9 protein-coding genes and 1 pseudogene are annotated in these 10,623 nt (G+C 57.7%); 2 read left to right on the plus strand and 8 right to left on the minus strand.

The annotated features are described in order from the left end of the window. Positions 1 to 98: 98 nt before the first annotated feature. From QQL78_RS20275 to QQL78_RS20305, 7 genes and pseudogenes are all read right to left on the minus strand, one after another. Positions 99 to 740, minus strand: a pseudogene (locus tag QQL78_RS20275) (ArdC family protein); the annotation flags it as partial. Positions 741 to 780: 40 nt separating this feature from the next. Further along, positions 781 to 1,251, minus strand: a complete 471-nt coding sequence (locus QQL78_RS20280; RefSeq protein ID WP_284376552.1) for a hypothetical protein — start codon at positions 1,249 to 1,251, stop codon at positions 781 to 783. Positions 1,252 to 1,597: 346 nt separating this feature from the next. Continuing rightward, positions 1,598 to 2,692 (minus strand): Fic family protein, encoded by a 1,095-nt coding sequence (locus QQL78_RS20285; protein WP_284376554.1) that lies wholly within the window; start codon positions 2,690 to 2,692, stop codon positions 1,598 to 1,600. A 145-nt stretch (positions 2,693 to 2,837) separates the two neighbouring features. Then, positions 2,838 to 4,133 (minus strand): plasmid replication protein RepC, encoded by a 1,296-nt coding sequence (gene repC / locus QQL78_RS20290; protein ID WP_058314163.1) that lies wholly within the window; start codon positions 4,131 to 4,133, stop codon positions 2,838 to 2,840. A 273-nt stretch (positions 4,134 to 4,406) separates the two neighbouring features. Next, a complete protein-coding gene (gene repB, locus QQL78_RS20295; RefSeq protein ID WP_058314142.1) occupies positions 4,407 to 5,378 on the minus strand; it encodes a plasmid partitioning protein RepB in 972 nt (323 codons plus the stop codon). 2 nt (positions 5,379 to 5,380) lie between these two features. Continuing rightward, entirely contained in the window at positions 5,381 to 6,562 is a 1,182-nt protein-coding gene (gene repA / locus QQL78_RS20300) for a plasmid partitioning protein RepA (protein ID WP_058314141.1), read from the minus strand. A 1,224-nt stretch (positions 6,563 to 7,786) separates the two neighbouring features. Next, positions 7,787 to 8,680, minus strand: a complete 894-nt coding sequence (locus tag QQL78_RS20305; RefSeq protein WP_058314140.1) for a recombinase family protein — start codon at positions 8,678 to 8,680, stop codon at positions 7,787 to 7,789. A 127-nt stretch (positions 8,681 to 8,807) separates the two neighbouring features. Here QQL78_RS20305 and QQL78_RS20310 point away from each other — a divergent pair, with 127 nt between their 5' ends. Both QQL78_RS20310 and QQL78_RS20315 read left to right on the plus strand, forming a co-directional pair. After that, a complete protein-coding gene (locus QQL78_RS20310) occupies positions 8,808 to 9,065 on the plus strand; it encodes a type II toxin-antitoxin system ParD family antitoxin (RefSeq protein WP_036563055.1) in 258 nt (85 codons plus the stop codon). Further along, entirely contained in the window at positions 9,062 to 9,397 is a 336-nt protein-coding gene (locus tag QQL78_RS20315; RefSeq protein WP_036563054.1) for a type II toxin-antitoxin system RelE/ParE family toxin, read from the plus strand. Before QQL78_RS20310 ends, QQL78_RS20315 begins: the two co-directional genes overlap by 4 nt. A gap of 6 nt (positions 9,398 to 9,403) precedes the next feature. On the opposite strand, the gene QQL78_RS20320 is transcribed toward QQL78_RS20315, so the two are convergent. Then, positions 9,404 to 10,501, minus strand: coding sequence for a tyrosine-type recombinase/integrase (locus tag QQL78_RS20320; protein WP_036563052.1), 1,098 nt, complete (start codon positions 10,499 to 10,501; stop codon positions 9,404 to 9,406). Positions 10,502 to 10,623 lie beyond the last annotated feature (122 nt).

Consider the following 10,623-nt stretch of genomic DNA (forward strand, 5'->3'; position numbering starts at 1 on the left):
CCTCGAAGCGCTCTGAATTATGCCGATATGCTGCGCCGATCTAACCGCAACGCAACAGGTTGTAAGGGTCGGCGCGGCATAAACCGGAGCGCGGCATTATGGCCCAGTTCATGGGCCCAAACCCCATAGAAATTTCTCGGGTTCTGGAACCGCGTAATCGGCGGCATGTAAACCTTGTCAACCGGCGGCAGATAGTAGGCGTCGCTACCCGTGAAGACGGTAGTGATATCGATGGCATCAAAAAAAGCCTGCATATGCGGAATGGGCTCAGCGGGTGCATGCTCCGGTACCGGGTCCGATTCGGGATGGAAGCTGTCCGGCAACCCCTCGATCTGGCACGCGTTGAACACGCGATAGGATTTCTGGAAACGGAAGACGCGGGCCTCGTCACCATCTGCCTCACCATCGTCTCGCGCCTCGTCGCCCTCACCCTGCCTCCGGCTTTGGCCATAGTAGACCACCACGGAGGACTTCTCGCCCTTGCGCACTTTGGCGTCCAGGGCATTGGCCTGTGGAATGGTCATCCAGTAGGGCGAGCTGTAGCCCGCCATCACAGTCCGCATGGTCAGCAGGAAGTTGTTGACGCCTTGATATGCCTCGCCGTTGTGACGGAGCGGGCGGGAACTGCCACCGGCGGTCCAGGGCTTGCGCCACGGCAGGACACCGCGCTCGATGATACGGATGATTTCGTTTGTGATGACCTCGGAGGCATCGAATTTGGGCGTGCGGGAACGGGCCATGGCTGGCCTCCTTTCGAGTGTTGGTGTGAGGGGATAGTGATCAGGCTGGCCGACTGGCGCGTGGATCGTTGACGATCCTGGCACCAAGCTCTTCGACCATGTCGATGTACGTGGTTAGAGAGACGGCCCGGCCAGGACCCCAAGGTTCAGGGTCGACCGATCCTCCCCGTGTTACGCGGGGGAGGTTCGCGAAAGCGATGACATCGGTGACGGGTCGGATATCGATGAACGGCGTGCCTCGTGCGACCGCAAGAGCGGCCAAGGGAAAGCGCTCGATCGGCGCGAAGGTCGACACTGTGGTCCAACCCAAATGGATGAATGTCCCGCCATCGCCGCAGATCAAATGGGCGTTCGGCAATGTCGCCGCCTGCCTGAGATGGACGAGATCGCGCAACACGGTCTCGCGTTCGAGCCGCCGTGCCAATTCCAGCTGGCCAGCTCGGCGCAGTTCCTTGTGCCGCCACCAGGAGGCGGCGGTCGCGCGCAGCACGCGCAAGACACCTGTTTGCATGGGAATGCCCTTAATCAGGAAAGACAGACCGGAACCCGGCCCGGACCCGTCCGAGGGACCCCAAAGGCCCTCATCCGTCAGTCACAAAACCCGAAGGACACTTTCACTTTTCCCGGCCCCACCAGCCCGGGAAAAGAACTTCAGGGGCCGGCACGGCCCCAGTTTTCTTCATTGCACGCAGAAACTCAGGATCGGCAACGGACATCGGCAAGGCCACACCTAAGAGTTCTATTTTTACAATTCATATCAATGAATTATAGCAAGCCTCAGATCGGAAATCTTCTCTGGTGACTGTCTGACATATCCTAGCGGTGCTTGTCCTGAGCACCGGATGCGACAAGCCTCTTCACTTCGCTGACAGGGAATAGCTGGTACTACGTCCACCAGCGTCATCTTTCTCAAGTGCTCCCAAGTCGATCAGGTCGAGGATGTCGCGATATGCGGTGTCCTGCGAACACTTCTCTATCTTCGCATATTTCGACGTCGTGAGTTTTCCTTCGAACCCATCGAGGAGGCGGTTAAGCATGTCCCGTTGGCGGTCGTTTATGTTGGCCGTTCCGTATTTCTCCCAGAACCGCGCCTTTTGAAACACGGCCTCCAGAATGATCTCTGCGCCATCAAAAGCACGGTCGAGGCAATTGAGGAACCAATTGAGCCAGGCGGTGACATCAAGCCCGCCCTTCTGCGTCGTCTCGAGCATATCATAATAGGCGCTCCGCTCCTGCCGGATTTGGGTCGACATGCTGTAAAACCGCTGTGAACTGCGTTCGGATCGCGCCAACGCCATATCCGCGATCGCACGCGCAATGCGCCCGTTGCCATCGTCGAAGGGGTGGATCGTGACGAACCACAGATGTGCAATTGCGGCATGAATAACAGGATCCGTGTCAGGGACCTGATTGAACCAGGTCAGAAACCGCCCCATCTCTGTATCAAGCCGTGCCGCTCCCGGCGCCTCAAAATGCACGCGTTCACGACCCATAGGTCCTGAAACAACTTCCATAGGGCCTTCACGCCACTGCCCCACGGTGATCCGGGTCATTCCGCTTCGCCCGGTTGGGAAAAGGGCGGCATGCCAGCCGAACAATCGCTCTGCGTCCAGTGGTTGGTCATACGCTTGCGTCGCGTCCAGCATCATCTCGACGACCCCATCGACATGGCGATCAGACGGGATCAGCCCGCCGATTTCGAGCCCCAGCCGTTTTGCGATAGACGACCGAACCTGATCTTTGTCGAGCGTCTCGCCTTCGATCTCGCTGCTCTTGACGACATCACTGGTGAGAGTTCGCAACATCGCTTCGTTTCGAAGATCAAAGCCAAGGCCTTCCATGCGTCCCAAGAGCTTGCCTTGTCGGTGGCGGACAGCGGCAAGTTGTGAAGACAGCTTGGCCTTGTCCCAAGAAAACTGCGGCCAGTCAGTGATTTCGTGAATGTAGGTCATATTTTGCGCATTCCTTGCGGAGATTATACCGCATAATCTCGTCAAGACAACAATAACTGCCGCAAAATCTGCGGAGAATACAGGCGGCAATCTCCGCATGCCCCACCTGGAACTCTCAACGTGCAAAAACTGCGTCCCCATCCCATTATGCAGCCTGCCCGCTCAATCGACCATAGAAGCTGCGCTCGAGATGCAGCTCCCCTGCCCCGGCTTTCTCGACCATCCCACGCAGATATCCGCCCGGTGACGCCACTTCGCCGGCGCAATGCTTGTCGAACGTGAGAACCAGCGCCGCAGTCGCGATTTGTGGCCCAAGTCGGTCCTGCGCGAGGTTCCAGGCGTGTTCAGAAACGCCGATCATCGGCCTCAACTGCCCCACAACACGGTGCAGATCGCCCCAATCCTTCAGATATCCGCCCATATTGCGCGCCCACGACGCAAATTCAGGACAGGCTTGCATGACTGTCGGCAGATCAAGAGCTGCCCCGCGCTTCTTGCGCGTTTCGGCCACCCAATCTTCCAACTCCCTATCAACTCGCTCTTCCGGTGGCGCATTTGGCACCACGCTCGCCGCTTCCTCTTTTTCTGAGGAATTACAGGTTACAGGATTAAGTTGATTTGTAATTAGTATATGAGGATCAGAAATGACCTCCCTGGGGTCCATTTCTTGAGTCTTTTGAAGCCCTTGTTCAGTGGTTGCCGGCGTGTTTTCCACAACTTCATCCGCTCGAGCTGCTTTGAGATAGGTCGCATCGACACGCTCCTGGAGCTCCCTGAACCATTCCAGAAGCCGCGCAAGCGTCTCAGAGGCCGTGTTCCGGCGTGGGAGGCGGTCCAAAAGATCCTCAAAGAGGCTTGAGAGCTGTGTCCAGGGGCCTCTCAGAGCGCCGCTGAGGGCCGCTTCGATCCTGGCGCGGATCATTCGGCGCGCAACCGTGATCTGGCGCTTCAGGCGCTGGCAGAGTTCGCGCTCGGCCTGCAGTTCTGCGTGTAGCTGCTCAAACTCTTCGGCTCGAGCCGAGAGCGGCGACAAGTCGAAGCCATAGGCCTCGATGATACGGCCTTCTGCGTCCCTGTTGCCCCAACGCTTGCCATTGGGGCTGTCCTTGAAGGCTATCACGCCGATCTCAGCCAGGCGCCGTGCATGGCGCTTGAGCGCCGAGAGCGAGAAGCCTGTTTGCTCCATCAGGTAAGAGTTGGACGCCCAGACGATCGGACGCTGCCCCTCTTCCCAGTCCTGGGCCCGAGTGAAGGCCCCAAGCGTGTCGAGAAGCAGTACGTCGCCAGCCTTGAGGCCAATATGCGCACCAACGCGTTTCACGGCAACAAAGGCCCGTGTCTTGGGCACGGCTGCTCTTTCACCAGCTTGTGCGTGCTGTTCAGCGACCGCGAGTCCGGCCGTCGCTTTGCGCCACCCCGAGGGTTGGTTGATATTGGACATACCTCCACCGTTCTGAGGCATGACTGTCCCAGTCGCTCCATGCGGAGCATCATTGAATTTTTTCATTTTTTAGCTAGGCACAGAAAACCTGTTCGCCCGAAGACGTTTTTCGTTGTTTAGCGATTCGCGGGCTGCTAGGATTGTGGTGTGAAAACAAATCGCGCCTTGTGCGCAGCAGCCCTCGGGACTTCGGTTTCGAGGGTTTTCTTTTTGGTGCCGTTCTCCTTTTTGCTCGTTGCCTCTGTTTTGGCGGTTAACAGCTGTTAACCGCCGCTATCCTTCGTGGCTCTCTGATTGGAACCGATCGAAGGAATCCTGAATGAGCTGGTCCAGATTCTGATCCAGCCAATTCGCGAATCTCGTGTTTTCCCCTGCCCGCTTGACGGTGACTGAGAGCCCCGATTTACCACTTTTGATCTGCACACCGGGAACGGGCGAGCGCTCCTCGACAGATCGTTCTTGCTTACCTCGCTTGCCAATTTCCTTGAGAACGAGGTCCAGCCGTCCGTCGGAGTCGAGATCACCAGATTGACCAAGAACACCCAGAACACCCTCCTCCGAGAGTTGTACTTTCTCAAACGCCGTTGCGAGTGTGGTCCATTTCGGGCGCCCTGCCCCTGGAGCTGCGCCGATGGCTTCACCGACAGCCAAGGGCACTAGCCGATTGATACGCTCAAGCTGCGAAAGAGTGTTCTTGCTGATAGCCAAAGCCTGACACGCCTCCGCACGCGAGTAGCCCTGCTCCAGGATCGCGTGCGCGAACCGGACACGTTCATAGTAGCTCAGCTCCGCGCGGCCGGCATTTTCGAGGCCTTTCGCCATCAATGCATCGGTATCATCGAGCGTCCGTATCAGAGCCCGCACTGGTATCCCCAGATAGCGGCACGCAAGTATTCGTCTCTGGCCGTAGATGATCTCAAAATGCCCGTCACGATCCTTCGAAGGACGTAGAAGCACCGGGACTTGCTGCCCGGCATCAGCGATGCTGGTTGCGAGATCCTTGATCGATTCATTCGGTGCGGCGCTGTTAACAGCTGTTAACTCAATATCCAGTCGGTCTTTCGGACCCCAAGCAAGGATCAAGTTGGCGTCGATTTCCTGAATGCCGCCGAGACCCGCACGAACAGAGCCGATAGTTCCTTTCGGCAATGTTCGATGAGCTCTATCAGAAGCCCCGTCTTTCGACCCCTCAGTCGCCGCAGTTATCGCAGCCATGATGCCGGTTTTGTTTTTACCCATTGCCATGATTACCGCCCCCAAGCCTTTTGAAGCATTCCCGCAATCTCCGAACCAACCGCATCCATGCTGTTCTTTGCGCGATCATAGGTCGACCTTGTCATCTCGGAGCGCGCAACCTCGTAGATCGACATCTTGAGCATCGATGCGTCGCCGATAGCCGTACTACGTAGTCCGGTCGCCCCAACGACACGATCCTGGAACAGAGCGCGCATTAGGCTCACGATCTGCTGACTTGGGATATCGCTCGGATCGTCCCGCGTGATGAGGAAGGAGAAAAAATCATGATCGAGTTTGACGCCCGTGTCCTCGATCACACCAAGATAAGCAGAAGTCATTTCGACAAACTGCTGGGTGGAAGCAAGGTCGAGCATGCTCGGCGTCATCGGCACGATGACCGAGGTCGCAGCGTAGAGGCCGGTCAAAGTCAAGAATCCGAGAGCTGGCGGGCTGTCGATCACCACTACATCGTAGTCGCTCTCAACGGACTGGATCGCCAGACTGAGCTTCTCAAAGAACGCAACACCGCGCCCTGCATTGACCGCTGTTTCAGTCTCAAATTCGCTCAGCACAAGGCGGGCAGGTGCCAAGTGCAATCCAGGGAAATAGGTTTCCACAACAGCTTCCGACATCGGTACTGGATCGTCATAACGAAGTGCGTCGTAAATCGAAGCGCCTTCAAACTCCAGTTCAGTTTGAATCCCGCAAAAGCCAGTGAGGCTCCCTTGTGGGTCCAAGTCAATCGCCAGCACCCGGTAACCACTCAAAGCAAGGTAGTGACACAGATGGATCGCAGAGGTGGACTTTGCAGATCCACCTTTGAAGTTCATCAGCTGAATAACCTGAAGCTTGTCACCCTCGCGACGCCCAGGAAGATACTTACCCGGCTTTCGAGAGCTTGCCTCCAGGAAATGGCGCGCTTGCAGGATCTCATCACCGGAATAGAAGCGCCGTCCGTTCTTGATTACTTCAGGCTCCGGCAAGGACCCGTCGCTATGGCACTTGCGCAAGAATTGCCCGGTCACCCCTAGAAGATCAGCAGTCTCTGTAGCGCTGAATAGTCTCAAATTCTTGCGTTGATCGGGCGCGTAGGCTTGTTGAAGATGCGTCGTGAGCGCGGTGTGTAGACGCGCCGCCATCTGGCTTGTAAGCTCGGATTGAGACGCCGCTTCGATTGGTGCCGTCTGAAACATGGTTGCTATTTCTCTGCTCGAACGCGCTTATTTGCGCAACTTGACTCTAATGGCCGTGATTCACCATGTTAAGTCAAGGATTTTATCCACAAATTGTGCTGTCGGACCAAAGGTCTACTAGGGAAGCCACGCACCCTCTAGAGTTAACAGCTGTTAACAGCACTCACAAAATTGTGGTTCACGAGTGCATCTGGCGCAGACTGGGTGTCGCTAGCGCACGGTTTCTCAATGGTGTCTTGACCGAAAATCCGATTAGCGAGAGATACAGCGAACTCAGGCCGGATCGGACAACGCACCGACAGACTTACGGCAAACCCAAGGCCCAATTGGATCGACATTCAAAGCTACATTGATACTTGGGTGCCGGGCCCAAACGATCAGATCAAACGCACTTCATGCGCATGGATGCACAAGGCCCTGTTGTCTGAGGCGTCAATGATCCCCAGCAGGGTAGGGGGCATCGCGGCTTCTCGCGTCGCGGGAACAGTATCCGGCACAAAGCACAGCGTAGACAGGACCAATTCAACCACGCCTCACCTAACCGCGAGACCTATCCGATGAGACCAAATCATAGAAGGAGGAGGTGCGATCCGTGACATTCTGGGTTCAAGAGATTGTTCAGGGATCATAAGTTCAGCACTCAAAGAAGCCGATGCGCTCACTCGACGGCTTCGAAGACCACTGGAAAGCAACCGCGGACCACGTTTTTGCTTCAGCACAACCTATGGCTCCCGTCACCGATTCTCTGAGGGCAAATTGCGCCCAGTTTTGTTGTTCAGATGATCCGCGTAGAATGATCCATGGCTGATACTTTCCGAAGATCCAGGTTCAGGAACCGTCGTCGAGAAATACTAGGGCAGGGACCTCGATCATTGTCCCGGTCTTGGCTAAATCGATTGTCAGCTACTGGAGACAAGTCGAAACCGTTGGGAGCGCACCGTACCTTTACTCGACGCCACCACAGGTTCGTGCCCGGTCGAGGGTTTGCAGGTCAAAACGCATTAGGTAGGTTGCGCCCCGGCAGAGACATATCATCTATCTGTCTATAGTACGGCGTTTGTGTCTGGCCCACTGATCGCCGGGTGCCAGCATTTTGGAGCGGGGAAATGCACGACGGATTGCGCGTGGAACATCTGTTGCGCTTCGTGAACCCATTCACCTGCCCGCAAAGTGCGCTGCAACAATGCAATCGTTCCATGGCGTGGAAGATTTACAAGGTTGCGATTAGTGCGCGGACCTCAGCAACCCCAGCTTTTCAGCACGCTCCAGCAGCATCTTCACAGAGGAAGGCTGCCAGCTAGTACGGCCTCGAGGGGTGCGCTCACGCATCGATTCTAGCCGGTCGCAGATCGCCTGCAGTGTGATTTCGGGGTCCGAGCCTTTGATGGCAGCCACGATAGCTGGCAGGCGGTCATCGGTTTCGCGGCGTCCGGCGCGGCCAAGCACTTCATCTGGTAGAAACCCGTCGCGGACATAGGCTTTCACAGCACGGAGTAGGCGGCTTTGGGTCCAGTGCCGGTCGTGGGGCAGGGGGCCATTAATGATTCGCAAAACATCTTCCCAGGCCATATCCGGCCGTAGGCGTCGCACGTGGGGCACCCAATCCTGCGCGGTTTCGCTCAGGCGCTCCATGTAGCCGTCCTGTCGTGCCAGCCGCACCTTGCGCAGCGCGGCGGGGTCTTTGGTGCGAAGCCCAGGATTGCCACCAACGCGCCCTTTGGCGCGCGCAGAGGCAAGCCCGGCCTTTGTCCGCTCACGTATCAGCGCGCGCTCGAACTCGGCCGCGGCGCCCAGAACCTGCAATGTGAATTTTCCTTGAGGGGAGGCGGTGTCGATTGGATCCTGCAGCGAGCGGAAGAAAGCTCCCTTGGCCTCCAGACGTTCGATCACCTCCAGCAGATGCGACAGGGATCGCGCAAGCCGGTCGATCCGCACAACGACCAGCGTATCGCCGCTCTGGACGCGTTCGAGCAAACGCGCGAGTACAGGACGCGCGCGATTGCCGCCTGAGGCGTGCTCTTCAAAGATCTCGGCACAGCCCGCAGATTGCAGCGCCTCAGACTGGGGCAGGGGGGTCTGATCCTCCGTGGAAACGCGGGCATAGCCTATCAGGGGCATGAAAACGGGGCCGATTGCAATTTCATATGCCGTTACTAAACGACCGTTTGGAGACGACGGTGCGAGGGCTTACTCATTGACCAAATCCCTCATTGGCATATATTGCCAACTCAAGGAGGCTCGTCTCATGGTGACACGCAATGTCGTTCTGACCGAAACCCAGGACCAGCTGGTTCAGGCCTTGGTGGCATCCGGACGCTATCAGAATGTGAGCGAAGCAATGCGCGCCGGGCTTCGGCTGCTGGAGCAGGAAGAAGCCCAGTTCACCGGGATCCGGCAAGGGCTGCTTGAGGGATTGGCGCAGGCCAAAGCCGGCAAATTTGCCGAGGGTAGCGGAGAAGACGCGATCCGGCGCGCCTTTCGGCAAGCCCGCGCGTCTTCATGAGCCGATCCTTCCGGCTGACGCGTCGTGCGGAAGCCAGCCTCACCGAGATCGCCAGATGGACGATCGAGAATTTTGGGCTGCGCCAGGCAGAGCTTTACGAGGCGGAACTGCTCAACCGTTGTCAGGCGATCCTGAACTGCGAGGCGCATAGCCGGAGCTGTGCGGTTCTGGTAGACGAAGCTGCGGATTTGCGGTTTACGAGGGCAGGGGAGCATTTCCTGGTTTTTTTGGACCAGCACAACGAGGTCGTCATCGTCGATATCCTGCACTCTCGCAGTGATCTGCCTCGTCATGTGGCGGCGCTGACGGCGTTGAAGAACGAAGGCCTCTAATCCGCGTCACAACCCCGCAGCCTTGGTCAGGTTCACCCGGAACCGGTCCCGGCGGCGCTGGTAGCGGCGGGTCATCTCGGCTGAGGCATGCCCGAGCTGTTTCTGGACGTACCGCTCGTCGACCTCGGCCGAACTGGCAAGGCCCGCGCGCAAGCTGTGGCCAGAGAACAGGGCGAGACGATCCTTTTCGGGCAACTCTGAGCGGATGCCGGCGTCGAGTACGGTCCGCTTGATCAGGCGCGCAACGTGTTTGTCGTTGAGCCGGGTTTCCAGCGCACGTTTGCCATCACGCGAGGTCCTGACAAAGACCGGGCCGAAGTCGATCTTGGCAAAATGTAGCCATTGCCCGAGCGCGTGAACAGGACAGGTCTGCTCAGACGAACCACGCCCGATCTCGACCTCGCGCCATCCGGTCTTGGCGTTAAGGGTGAGCAGCGCGCCCTTGTCAGAGACCTCGACCCAGCCGCCACTGTCCGGGGTATCGTCTTTGTGCACGTCCAGGCTCACGATCTCCGAACGGCGCAGGCCACCGGCATAGCCCAGAAGCAGGATTGCCCGATCCCTGAGCCCACGCAGGTCGTAGGGTAGGGTGGCCACCATCGCGAGGATATCCTCGGCCAGGATTGCTTCCTTTTGCACGGGCGGGCGCGCATGCTTGCGCTTGATCCCGGCCAGCACGGTGGCGATATGGCGGTTCTTGCGGTCAAGCGTGAACCCACGTTGTGCGTAGTTCCAGGCCAGGCCGGACAGGCGGCGCTCGATTGTCGAAACCGATAAGGCAGGGGAGGGGCCGTTCGGCGACGCCAGGTCGGCCAGATAGAGGCCAATCATTTCCGGTGACGGGGGCAGGGGATCGGCGCCCTTCATGCGGCACCAGCGGGTAAAATGTGCCCAATCCCTGGCATAGGCTTTCAGCGTGTTGTCGGACGCGGCGGCGCGGGCATAGTCGCGGGCGGTATCGACCAGGCGATCGAGGCTGCCTGAGCCCGCGACGTGGGCGGGTAGGGAGATATCGTCGCTTTTTTCTTGATCTCTCTCGTCGTCCTGGGCGATACTAAACGCACCAGAGTTTGATGATGTCGACTTCTCGTCCTCTGAGGCCATTTTCCAGTGAATCCAGTTGTCGTTCTTGTTCCATGAGTGGACACTAACGTATTGATATTATTGTGTTCATGTTCTTGTTTCATTCCCGGATTATAGTTTCATTATCGGACATAAGACACTTA

Origin of the sequence: Sulfitobacter pacificus, from assembly GCF_030159975.1 — a bacterium.
Taxonomy (GTDB): Bacteria; Pseudomonadota; Alphaproteobacteria; order Rhodobacterales; family Rhodobacteraceae; genus Sulfitobacter; species Sulfitobacter pacificus.